The sequence below is a fragment of the Bacteroides xylanisolvens XB1A genome (genome assembly GCF_000210075.1).
In the GTDB taxonomy this organism is placed as follows: domain Bacteria; phylum Bacteroidota; class Bacteroidia; order Bacteroidales; family Bacteroidaceae; genus Bacteroides; species Bacteroides xylanisolvens.
On record NC_021017.1, the window covers coordinates 4975363 to 4987790 of the forward strand.

A 12428-nucleotide genomic window follows, 5' to 3' on the forward strand; every position below is an offset into this window, starting at 1 on the left:
TTTCACGTATATCAATTGGTTTTGGATTGGTTCAGCTCTACTTTCAGTGTTGTTTGCCTTATTCGTTTGGAATGCAAAATCAAAAGAAGTGAATTAAAGTGAGTACATTAGGTTAGAATATAAGTCTTTGTTTTCAAGGTATTAGTCACCATTCCGGGAAGTAAGTAATGATTGCTTTTCTTCCTGGAATGGCTTTATATTTATTACTTGATTTCTACCAGCCAGCGACTTAAATTCCTACTTTCAGCACTAAACTCCACGCCAATCTTTACCACTTCTCTATGGTCTACTTTATAAGGAATCAAATATCCTTTCTCATCAATCTGTTTGAGTGCTTCTTCGGCCGTTCCGTTCAGCTTAAATTCAAATACATAGATGTATTTAGGAGTCTTTACCACAGCATCAGCGCGCCCACGTGAACTGCGGACTTCAGCTTCCGTGAATTGTCCCATCAGTTTGAAAACCAAATAGAAAATAACCTGATAATGCCTTTCGGTTTGGTCGTTCAACTCGTAAGGAATATCTGCGAAAAAGGCTTCGAGACGAGTAAGGAAAGATTCGTAATCACTATTTTCCAGTTCATCAATGAATTTTCCAATATAAAATCCTTGATCGTTATTCTTCATTGGAGTGTAGAATGGAACAAGAAAATTGATGAATCCATAACGTACTTCATCATTGGGAAAATCCAATAGATAGTTATTAAATCGTCTGTCGTAGTCTTTAATCGTCAAATATCCGCTTTGATAGATCAGCGGAATAGGATTATTAACATCCATTTTATATTCTGCAAAAGAAGAAACCGGAACTTCGATTCCGCTTAATAAAGTACGGAGGTCGTATTCACTTTTTTGCAGCAGTTCAACTAAAAATGTAGGAGTACCTGTCTGAAACCAGTAACTATCGAATTTGCATCCGTCGAAAGAATTGAGTACGCTGAAGGGATTGAATACTCCTTCGGCAAATTCGCAGAAATGATAACCATCATAGGTGGTAGCCATTTTTTGAAGTGTCTCTTCAAAAGTCAGTTGGTTTGCTTCCGACAGGTTTTTGAGTTCAGGTGTGAAAGTATCAACTAATTCTTGCCGGGTAATGCCGCAGACCGTAGCATACGGAGGCTTCATGCTGATGTCGTTCAATTGATTCAAATCACTGAATACACTGACTTGTGAGAACTTTGTCACTCCGGTAAGAAATACAAATCGCAGATAGCGGTCGGCACTTTTTAGCACTCCGTAGAAGGCTTTCAATGTTTGGCGGTAATCGTCGAGAAGTTCCAAATTGTTGATAGCTTGCAAAAGCGGCTTATCATACTCATCCACCAATACCACTACTTGTTGACCTGTTTGTTCGCATGCCCGGCGAATAACACCCCCGAATCGTGAAGAAAGGGTTCTCTCGTCAATCCCTTTCCCGTATTTAAGTTCCCATTGAGTCAGATGATTACTAAGAATTTCATTTAACTTCTCCGGTTTATCATATTTTTCTGCGTTCAAATCAATATGTAAAACCGGATACTCCTTCCATTCAGTTTCCATTTTCTCAATGGCAAGACCTTCAAATAATTCTTTTTTACCTAAAAAATAGGATTCAAATGTAGACAACAACAAACTTTTGCCAAAACGGCGTGGCCTGCTTAGGAAATATGGCTTTCCCATATTCGCCATTCGCCATACCAATGCCGTTTTATCCACATATAAATAATTTTTCCTTCGGATATCCTCAAAGGTCTGTATTCCAATAGGAAGTTTACGCATCAAGTCATACATATTCGGTTCTTTAGCTGTTATACACATCAAAGGTAATCATTATTTCGAAATAATGATGAATGAACACTTTAAAAACGGGATATATCTGATATATATCATCTTTCTCCTTATATATTTGTTGCTTGCGTAACAAAAAGATTCCCCAAAATGCGGATAAGTGGAAAAATATTAATAATATTGTCATCTGAAATTTTACATCTTTGTTATACTTTTGTTCTTAAAATGCGACACTATGATTGAATTTTCAGATGAGAAATTCTTATTGGATGAAATAAAAAAAGGAAATAATCAAGCCTTTGAATATCTTTTTAAGACCTACTATCCTCGTTTGCGTGGCTATGCTATTCGTTTTGTTGAAGATGAAGAAACGGCTCGTGATATTATTCAGGAGTGCTTCTTGCGTTTTTGGGAGAAGCGGGCATTGCTGTCGGCAATATCGGTCACATCTTTGCTTTTTGCGATGGTACGTAATGGATGCTTGAATTACTTGAAGCATCTTTCGATTGTTGAGAAACATCAGATTGAATATCTTGCATCTGTTGATGGAGAAGAGCGGCTCTACTATTCCGATTTCGCATTAGATGCCGAACATAAACTGCTGTATGACGAGCTGCAGGAACAGATCAACATTGTCATTGGGCAATTGCCTGAACGTTCCCGCGAGATATTCCTGATGAGCCGTTTCAAAGGACTGAAGAATCGTGAAATAGCAGACAAACTTCAAATATCGACCACGGCAGTTGAAAAACACATTGCCAAAGCATTGCAGTGCTTCTCAAAACACTTCAAAGACAAGTATCCGGTAGATATTTATATTATGATTATTGCCTGGGTTATTATGAATAATAAATAAAATGGAAAAGATAAACCATTGAAAATTAGGGAAAAAAAAGCAGGAACCGAAAAATTCCTGCTTTTTTATTTCTATCGGTGGTTGGGTAAAAGAAATAATAGTTGTTACATCTTATAGAAAGTGAAATTATGGAAGAAAAGAAAAACATTCGTGAGTTAGCTATTCAGTATTTCGAAGGAAGAATCCTGCGCAAAGACGAGAAACTACTGTTTGCGTATGTCGGGCAAAGCGAAGAAAATCGTGCGACATTCAGACAATGGGAAAAGGAGTGGATTGCATCAGGCATTTCAGATTCCGGAACAATCGGAGAATGGGAAATTTTGCAGCGCAAGATTCGCACTCAAGAAGCTATTATCCCGATGCTTACTGTTTCAAAATTCCGGTCATCCGTATGGCGGCAAGTTGCTGCGGTTGCGGCTATCGTGATTCTGACCATAGGAGGCACCATAGGTATTTGGCAGATTTCTTCCTCATTAAAGCCGGAGACGTATTTTGTATGTGAAACTCCTTATGGAGAGAAGAGCAAAGTCGTTCTTTCTGATGGGACAGTCGTTTGGCTTAATGCAGGTTCTACACTGAAGTATTCGAACAAGTTTAATACGGCCAATCGTAAAGTCGAATTGAATGGTGAGGGATATTTTGAAGTCACAAAGAAGGAGGGAGCTACTTTCATCGTACAGACACATGGATATGACGTAGTCGTAAAAGGAACGAAGTTCGATGTATCCGCATATGCGGACGATCCATTTATTTCCACCACTCTGCTCGAAGGTTCGGTCGAGTTGAATTATAAGGGGACTCCGGTTATGATGTCTCCTGGTGAATCAATAAGATTGAATGTAGAAACCGGAAAATTTGTCCGTACCCAAGTAAATGCCTCACAATCAAAAGCGTGGGCGGAGAATCGTATAGAATTTGATCATATTACATTAAAAGAACTAGTCGCAAAACTATCCCGGCAATATGATGTGAATATTCGATTGGAATCGGAGTCGATAGGCGATAAGACTTTCCGTATTTCTCTGCGAAACAGAGAAACGATAGGAGAGGTGATGACTGCTTTGCAGGAGATCATCCCGATAACCATCGAACGTATAGACAAGGATATATATATCAGAGAATAATTTCTATTTAGTAACAACTATTATTAAATTAAATCAGGAAGAACTATGAACAACCGAAAGAACTTATTACGGTTACTTCTTTTCGTTTCATTGAGCTTTGTTGCAGTAATTTTAAATGGTCAAACAGTGAGTAAGACATTTAAAAATGAAGCTTTGAAAACGGTATTGAAAGAAGTGGAAAAACAAACTGGATTATCTGTTATTTATAAAACAGACGAGGTAAATGAGAACAAGATGATTACGGCAACATTTAAAAATGCTTCGATAAATGATGTCTTGGATAAAATTCTTGATGAAGGCTTGATTTATAAATTGCAGAATAAAATGATTGTAATTTCTAAAAGTAACCAACAAAAGCAATCAAAAAGTGGAGAGAAAAAGAAAATTTCCGGAACGGTTGTAGACGAAAATGGTACTCCTATTATTGGAGCCAGTGTCCAAATTAAAGGTGAAGCGCAAGGAACAATTACCGACTTTGATGGTAAATTTGTTTTGTCAGATGTGCCGGAAAAATCGCTATTAACTATTTCTTATATCGGATATTTGACAATAGACATTGCTGTTACTGATGAGAAACTTTCAAAGATAACCATGATAGAAGATAGTAAGTTGATTGACGAAGTTGTAGTAGTAGGTTATGGAAGCATGAGAAAGCAGGATGTCACTACTTCCATTGCAAGAGTAGGGGGGAAAGACTTGAAAGACATGCCTGTTACAGGATTTGACCAGGCTATTGTTGGTAAAATGGCTGGTGTTCAAGTAACTCAGACTTCTGGAAAACCTAACAGTGGTGCTACTATTCGCGTGAGAGGTACAGGACTATTACAGCAGGGGCAGAGCCGCTATATGTGGTGGATGGAGTACCATTGGAAAGAGCTTCAAGTGCTTTGGAAACTGTTGATATGAATGATGTGGAATCGATTGAAATATTAAAGGATGCTTCTTCGGCAGCAATTTATGGCTCACGTGGAGCAAATGGTGTTGTAATGATTACTACCAAAAAAGGGGCGAGTGGAAAAGCGAAAGTTAGTTATAATGGTTCTGTTGGTTTTCAAACGCTTTCAAAAAAGATAGATATGTTAGACGCTTATGAATTTGCAGCATTTGCACGTGACGGGCATAATGGTTCGTATTTAACCTCTTATCCTGACGCTAGTCCTGATGACCCTAATGAAGTACGAAAAAAATCTTACGACAAGATTCCACCTGAGTTATTTCCATATTTAGAAGGACAGAAAGGGCTAACAAATACAGATTGGCAAGATGCATTATATCGTACGGCTCCTATTACAAAGCATTCCATTTTTATAAGTGGTGGTGGAGAAAAGACAAAATTCTTTATTTCTGGAAGCTATTTAAATCAATCGGGTATCATTGTGAATTCGGGTTATGAAAGGTTTGGTGCTCGTCTCAATTTCACTTATAAAAGTGATAAAGTGGAATTAGGTGTTAATTTTTCACCGTCTTATTCGATAGAGGACAGAGTGGATAGTGATAATAATAAAGGAGTGGTAATTAATGCATTAATGATGCCACCTGTATGGCCGGTATATAATGAGGACGGTTCATATAATTATATGGGAAACGGATTTTGGAAAATAGGTACTGACTATCAGCATAATGCTGTTTTAAATCCTGTCGCAATGGCTAATCTGACAAAAGATCAGGTGACTCATGCTAATTTATTAGGTAACTTCTATTTTCAGTGGGAGATAATTAAAGGTTTGAAGTATAAGTTTTCAGCTGCCACTAATTATAATTATTTTTATAATGAGTATTATCGTTCGTCCGAATTGCCGTTACAGGGAGAGAAGTATTTTCAATCACCATCAAACCCCGTAGCTAAATCCAGTGGAACGTACTATTTGAACTGGCTTATAGAAAATACTTTAAATTATCAAAAGAACTTCAATGGTCATAATTTAAATGCTATCATTGGATTTACAGCTCAAAAAGATATGATGAAGAAGCATTCTGTACAAGCTACGGATTTTGTGAATGATTTAGTGCAGAATGTAGCCGGAGGAATTGTTTCTACAGGTGGAGCAGATTCACAGGCATGGGCATTGGCTTCTTTCTTGGCACGGGCACAATATGATTATAAAGGAAAATATTTATTGAGTGCTGCTATACGTTCAGATGGTTCGTCTCGTTTCGGGAAGAATAATCGTTGGGGATATTTTCCGTCAGTCTCTGTTGGATGGCGTATCATTTCTGAAGATTTCATGAGAAATCTTCCTTGGGTTAGTAATCTGAAATTACGTGCTAGTTATGGTATATCCGGTAACTTTAGTATTGGAAATTATGAACATATTGCTATGTTGAAATATAATCAATATGTATTGGGCACGGGTGAAGGTAGTTTAGTATCAGGTTTGCGTCCGTCGCAGATTTCAAATGATGATTTAGGATGGGAAAAAACTCGGATGTACAATGTTGGATTAGACATCGGTTTATTTGACGAACGATTGACATTTGAATTTGATATGTATCAAAGTAACACCTACGATCTATTGTTAGACGTACCTATCCCTCAGATTACGGGATTCTCAGATATGCGCAAGAATATTGGTGAAGTACGTAATCGTGGTGTTGAATTTACGATAGGTACCCATCACAATTGGAGTGGGTTCAGATGGGATGCAAGTTTTAATATTGCTGCCAATAGGAACAAAGTTCTTAAACTTGGCCCCGAAGATGCTCCGATCATCACATCTGCGGGCGTTAGCCATGCATATTTTAAAACAGAAGTAGGTCAGCCTATCGGCAATTACTTTTTGTTGGTTCAGGATGGAGTATTCAAAAATCAGGCAGAGCTAGATGCATATCCACACTTCTCAAATGCAAAAGTCGGTGATTTCAAATTTGTAGACGTTGATGGAAATGGTGAAATGGATTTGGATGATGACCGCGCAATTGTTGGCAATTATATGCCGAAGTTTACATATGGATTTATGAGTTCATTTGCATATAAAGGGATAGATTTGTCATTCAACTTGCAAGGTGTTCAGGGAAATAAAATTCTTAATCTACAAAGGCGTTATATAGCTAATATGGAGGGAAATGTAAACAGTATGGTCATTGCTTTAGACCGTTTTCAATCAGTGGAAAATCCGGGTAACGGACAGGTGAACAGAGCAAACCGTAAGTCAACCGGTAACAATTCACGCACATCTACATGGCATTTGGAAGATGGTTCTTATCTTAGAATGCAAAATATTACTTTAGGATATACATTGCCTAAGAATTTTGTACAAAAGTTCGGATTAACATCATTGAGACTTTATTTTTCCGGTCAGAATTTATTTACGATAACCAATTACTCCGGTTATAATCCGGAAGTAAGTAACTATAATTCTAATGGTTCCTTGACTCCTGGTGTGGATTATGGATCATATCCGTTATCTAAGACTTATTCGTTTGGTTTGAATGTTAGCTTTTAATAAATACATGAAATTATGAAGAATAAATTATTGATAGTATGTGCATTTTTCTGTTTGAGTTCTTGTGAGGGCTTCTTAGATTTGTCGCCGGAATCTCAGCCTAATGCTAAAGAATTTTATGTAACTGAAAATGATTTTAATAGTGCGGTAATGGCGTGTTACCAGTCGCTTCGGAATTATCCGACAATCGTTCTTGATGTATTGGAGTATCGTTCGGATAATATGTTTATGCCAAGTTTTACGTCCGGTTCTCAAGATAAATATGAAATCAACCATTTTCAAGATAACAAGACAAATAGTTTGATTGCTGATATTTGGGAGAAATCGTACAGTGCAATAAGTTGTTGTAATGTGATGATAGATCACATTCAGAATGCAACAATTAATGCCGACAAGAAATTACAATTTGAGGCGGAAGCCCGTTTCATTCGTGCATTTCATTATTTTAATTTGGTGCGTCTCTTTGGTGGAGTGCCATTGGTTGTACATGAACTTTCCGATGGAGAGGCCTTGAAGATGCCTCGGGAGAGCGTAGGCAAAGTTTATGAGCAGATTGAATCCGATCTGATATTTGCTTTACAGTTACCCGATACTTATGATAAATCAGATTTAGGGCGGGTGACATCTAATGCGGCTGAAGCTCTTCTTGCAAAAACTTATCTGACAAATAAGAAATATAATGATGCAAAGACTCATTTAAATAATATCATAATCACAGAGAAATATGATTTGCTTACTGATATAAAGGATGTTTTTGATGTGAATAATGAGATGAATAAAGAGATCTTGTTTGCCATTAAATATAGTAAAACATTGATTGACGGTGGTCATGGAATGTGGTTAAGTCTATCGGATGTAACATTGGGCCATTTTAGTGACGTCCTGAAAGGAGCCTATAATAGTGATGATGCGCGTGCAGGATTGTTGGAGTACAAAAAGAGTGGTTCTGTTTATTTACCGATGAAATATTATGATATTCAGGATGTATCTACTAAAGATGTTGGAAATGATTTTATCGTTTTGCGATATGCAGATATTCTTTTGATGTATGCGGAGGTATTGAACGAAGAATCTTTTGATACGGATATTAACTCAAAGAACAGCGGTTTTTATTATCTGAATAAAGTACGTGATAGAGCAGGGCTACCAAATCTGACATCCTTGGAAGTACCTTCACAATCAGACTTTAAAAAAGCTGTTTTGAACGAAAGATATTTGGAATTTCCATTAGAAGGAAATCGTTGGTTCGATTTAATTAGAACAGGAACGGCAAAAGAGGTCATAAAGGCCGCTTATGATATAGATATTCCGGATTATAGATTGATTTTCCCGATTCCTAGTGCAGAAGTTGAGAAGGTGAATAATCCTAATATACTTCCACAAAATCCTCAATATTAGAAAACTCACTATGTTATATTGGAATATATAGATAAGATAGTTATTTATATATTCCGATATAATTGAAATGGCTGAAACATGATAAATAGAAAATTAGTTGTTTTTGTGAGCTTTTGTATTCTGAGCATTAGTTCATTTGCTCAGACCAGATTAGACAGTATTCGCAATAAACTGTTTGCTCCTGAAAACAAGAATGTATTAGTAGCTTCTCATAGAGGTGATTGGCGAAATGCTTGCGAGAATTCTATAGAGGCAATAGATAATGCAGTAAAAATGGGGGTAGACATTGTAGAAGTTGATTTGGCAAGAACGAAAGATGGACACTTGATATTAATGCATGATTCTAAGTTGGACCGGACAACGACCGGCAAAGGACTGGTTGCAGATCATACGCTGGCAGAAATTAAAGCACTTCAATTGCGAAATGGTTGTCATATAAAAACTATTTATAAAGTACCGACCTTAGAAGAGGCATTACTGTTTGCTAAAGGTAGAGTGATGCTTAATTTGGACAAAGCTTTTGATTATTTTGATCAGGTTTATACCCTATTGGAGAAGACAGGAACGACCGATATGGTAATAATGAAAAGCGATGCTCCGGCAGATTATGTGAAAAAGAACTATGGGAAATATCTAAAAAAGGTCGTCTTTATGCCAAAGATTAATTTGGACGATAAAAATGCAATGCAGCGTTTGGATGACTATTTACAAATAATAAATCCTGTGGCGGTAGAGTTCAAATTTGCATCTGATTTGAACAGATTACCCTATGATGTAAAAAATGCGATGAAAGGGCGAGCACGAATTTGGTATAATACTTTGTGGAATACCCATGCAGGCGGTCACGATGATGATTGCTCTTTAGTTGATCCGGATGAAGGTTATGGCTATTTGATAGATTCGCTCGGGGCTTCTATATTGCAAACAGACAGACCTGCATATTTAATAAATTATTTGAAAAAGAAAGAATTGAAAAAGAAATGGGAATGTATTGAAAATTGGGATTACCTTTCCGTAGAGAATGAATGGACAATGCAAACAAGTCCTAATTTTGATGTAGAAGAAGTATTCTTGAAAGGTAAGCATACTCCTGCTACAAATGAAGATGGGATAATTGTAACTCCCTATTTTGCAGCAGTCATTGATGGAGCTACGGCAAAATCGGAATTGGAGATTGATGGAAAAAAAACGGGGCGTATAGCGATGGAACTGGTCATTGAGGCGATACACGATTTCCCTAAAGATATTGATGCCAATGAAGCTCTGAAAAGGATAACAGAGAAAATACATTCTTTTTATGTTCAGCATCGTTTGTTGGAAGAGTTGGAGAAAACACCCGGTAGCCGTTTTACTGCCAATGGAGTGATTTATAGTTATGAAAAGAATGAAATATGGCAAATCGGGGACTGTCAGTGTCTTTTTGGTAATACTTACTCTTCAAATGAAAAGGAAATTGACGCTATAATGGCTAATGCGCGTGCGGTAGTAAATGAAATAGCTTTGTTAAATGGTGCTACACCGGATGATTTATTGAGCAATGATCCAGGGCGTAATTTTATTTATCGTTTTCTCCAGCAGCAAGCTATACTTCAAAACAATCCTGATAAAAATCAACCATATTCTTTTCCGGTTTTTGATGGTTTTCCCATTAATATGCATCAGGTACGTATTTTCTCCATAGGAAATCATACACAAATAGTCTTGTCGTCTGACGGCTATCCTTGTTTGTTTCCGACTTTGAGGGAATCAGAATGTTATTTGATGAATATCTTGGAGAATGATCCTCTTTGTATGCGCCAATATAAAAGTACTAAAGGTATTAAGAAGGGAAACTGCTCCTTTGACGATAGAGCTTATTTAAAAATCAGAATCAATAGATAAAAATACTGAAACAATATGAGAAAGTTATTCATTTTTAGTTTGTTGCTCATTGCTATTTCGGGGATAAATGCTCAGAATAGAAAGTTACGTGCGAATTTGTTAGATAAAAATAATCATTCGGTGATGGTGGTTTCTCATCGTGGTGATTGGAGAAATGCACCGGAAAATTCTTTGCAAGCAATACAAAATTGTATTGATATGGGAGTTGATATGGTCGAAGTTGACTTGAAGAAAACGAAAGACGGACATCTCATTGTGATGCATGATCAAACAATTGATCGCACAACAACAGGAAAAGGGAAACCGGAAAATTACACTTTGGAAGAATTGCGGCGTTTTCGTCTAAAAAATGGAGCAGCTCACAAGACTACTCATCTTATTCCTACTTTAGAAGAAGTCATGTTATTATGTAAGGGCAAAATATTAGTCAATATTGATAAGGGGTATGATTATTTTAAAGAGGCTTATTGTATTCTGGAAAAAACGGGAACAGTTGACCAATGTGTTATCAAAGCTGGACTTCCCTATGAACAAGTAAAAGTGGAGAACGGGGAAGTATTGGATAAAGTGATTTTTATGCCAGTGATAAATTTAAATAAGGAAGATGCTGAAAAAATAATAGATAGTTATCAGAAACATTTGAAACCGATAGCTTATGAATTAGTCTTTGATAATGATGAAAAAGAGACTCTTCGATTGATTCAGAAAGTGCGTGATAGTGGCGCAAGGCTTTTTGTTAATTCTTTGTGGCCTAAACTCTGTGGCGGCCATGATGACGACCGTGCAGTAGAACTTCATCAGCCGGATGAAAGTTGGGGGTGGATAATTGCCCAGGGAGCCAAGCTAATTCAAACAGATCGTCCTGCTTTATTATTGGAGTATTTGCGTAACAAGAAACTTCACGATTAAACGCACTTCCTTCATGTTGAAACAACTAATCAATTTTTACAAGGTCTCTTCACCGAGACCTTGTAACGGAGAAACTTTGTCTTCATCCGATGCCCGCCGTTTGAAGTTTCTGAAATGGTCTACCTTCCTTTCTGCGACTTTTGGTTACGGTATGTATTATGTGTGCCGTCTTAGTCTGAATGTCGTAAAGAAACCTATTGTAGATGAAGGCATTTTTTCGGAAACAGAGTTAGGCATCATAGGTTCCGTATTGTTTTTCACCTATGCCATCGGGAAATTCACGAACGGTTTCCTTGCCGACCGTAGTAATATCAACCGTTTTATGACTACCGGTTTATTGGTAACCGCTTTGGTTAACCTCTGTCTCGGTTTTACTAATTCTTTTATCCTGTTCGCTATCCTTTGGGGGATTAGCGGCTGGTTTCAATCTATGGGAGCAGCCTCTTGTGTAGTAGGGCTTTCCCGTTGGTTCACGGACAAAGAGCGCGGTTCATACTATGGCTTTTGGTCTGCGAGCCATAATATCGGCGAAGCGTTGACTTTTCTGATAATAGCCTCAATTGTCAGTGTGTTGGGCTGGCGGTATGGTTTCTTCGGAGCCGGTATAGTGGGATTGATAGGAGCGTTGATCGTCTGGAAGTTCTTCCATGATACTCCCGAAAGCATGGGATTTCCTTCGGTGAATGTTCCCAAACAGAAAAAGGAAATGAGTGAGACAGAAACGGCTGATTTTAATAAAGCACAGCGTCAGGTATTGCTGATGCCTGCCATTTGGATACTGGCTCTTTCGAGTGCTTTTATGTATATCAGTCGTTATGCTATCAATAGTTGGGGCGTTTTTTATTTGGAAGCTCAAAAGGGTTACTCCACCTTGGATGCCAGTTTTATCATTTCTATTTGTCCGGTCTGTGGCATAATCGGTACTATGTTTTCAGGTGTTATTTCCGATAAGTTATTTGGTGGACGTCGCAATGTTCCTGCGTTAATTTTCGGGTTGATGAATGTGTTTGCTCTTTGTTTGTTTCTCTTAGTTCCGGGAGCTCATTTTGGG

Annotated in this window: 7 protein-coding genes and 1 pseudogene; 7 read left to right on the forward strand and 1 reads right to left on the reverse strand. The window is 37.5% G+C overall.

What is annotated here, in order from left to right; translation table 11 throughout:
• Positions 1–203: 203 nt before the first annotated feature.
• Positions 204–1769: an ATP-binding protein gene (locus BXY_RS19355; protein WP_134993325.1), complete on the reverse strand. Its 1566-nt coding sequence runs from the start codon at positions 1767–1769 to the stop codon at positions 204–206.
• Between the two features lie 232 nt (positions 1770–2001).
• On the opposite strand from BXY_RS19355, the gene BXY_RS19360 reads away from it, so the two are divergent.
• The 7 genes and pseudogenes from BXY_RS19360 to BXY_RS19395 form a co-directional block, all read left to right on the forward strand.
• On the forward strand, positions 2002–2622 hold the full coding sequence (locus BXY_RS19360) for an RNA polymerase sigma-70 factor (protein ID WP_015532729.1): 621 nt from the start codon (positions 2002–2004) through the stop codon (positions 2620–2622).
• 128 nt (positions 2623–2750) lie between these two features.
• Positions 2751–3746, forward strand: a complete 996-nt coding sequence (locus BXY_RS19365; RefSeq protein WP_015532730.1) for a FecR family protein — start codon at positions 2751–2753, stop codon at positions 3744–3746.
• A gap of 45 nt (positions 3747–3791) precedes the next feature.
• Positions 3792–7189 (forward strand): annotated as a pseudogene (locus BXY_RS19375) (TonB-dependent receptor).
• Between the two features lie 15 nt (positions 7190–7204).
• Entirely contained in the window at positions 7205–8587 is a 1383-nt protein-coding gene (locus BXY_RS19380) for a RagB/SusD family nutrient uptake outer membrane protein (RefSeq protein ID WP_008770866.1), read from the forward strand.
• Positions 8588–8665: 78 nt separating this feature from the next.
• Positions 8666–10468: a glycerophosphodiester phosphodiesterase family protein gene (locus BXY_RS19385; protein WP_004315633.1), complete on the forward strand. Its 1803-nt coding sequence runs from the start codon at positions 8666–8668 to the stop codon at positions 10466–10468.
• A gap of 15 nt (positions 10469–10483) precedes the next feature.
• On the forward strand, positions 10484–11377 hold the full coding sequence (locus BXY_RS19390; protein WP_015532732.1) for a glycerophosphodiester phosphodiesterase family protein: 894 nt from the start codon (positions 10484–10486) through the stop codon (positions 11375–11377).
• A gap of 13 nt (positions 11378–11390) precedes the next feature.
• Positions 11391–12428, forward strand: a 1038-nt coding sequence (locus BXY_RS19395; RefSeq protein WP_208946864.1) for an MFS transporter, incomplete at its 3' end; no start/stop codon positions are given.